This is a genomic window from Methylophaga sp. SB9B (assembly GCF_004832235.1).
GTDB classification, from domain to species: Bacteria; Pseudomonadota; Gammaproteobacteria; order Nitrosococcales; family Methylophagaceae; genus Methylophaga; species Methylophaga muralis.
Genome location: NZ_SSXS01000047.1, coordinates 1 through 255, shown reverse-complemented (window position 1 = coordinate 255; position 255 = coordinate 1). Strand labels below are relative to the sequence as shown.

The following is a 255-nucleotide window of genomic DNA, read 5'->3' as shown; positions in this document are numbered from 1 at the left end:
GAACGGGAAACCGCAATGAATTTTCCTGCCGAGTTTTCAACAGATTTAATGTTGAAGTAACGAATACGACCTTTGAATTTCAGTACAACTGAGTTATCAGCTGCGGTACGTGATGCAGCACCACCAATGTGGAAGGTACGCATGGTTAACTGAGTACCAGGCTCACCGATAGATTGTGCAGCGATAACACCAACGGCCTCACCAACGTTAATCTTATGACCACGACCCAAGTCACGACCATAACAAGATGCACAG

General features: G+C 45.9%; 1 protein-coding gene. It reads right to left on the bottom strand.

Translation table 11 applies throughout. The features are described from left to right. The coding region (locus tag E8Q33_RS15070) for a hypothetical protein (RefSeq protein WP_136555709.1) at nucleotides 1–255 on the bottom strand (255 nt) is incomplete at both ends.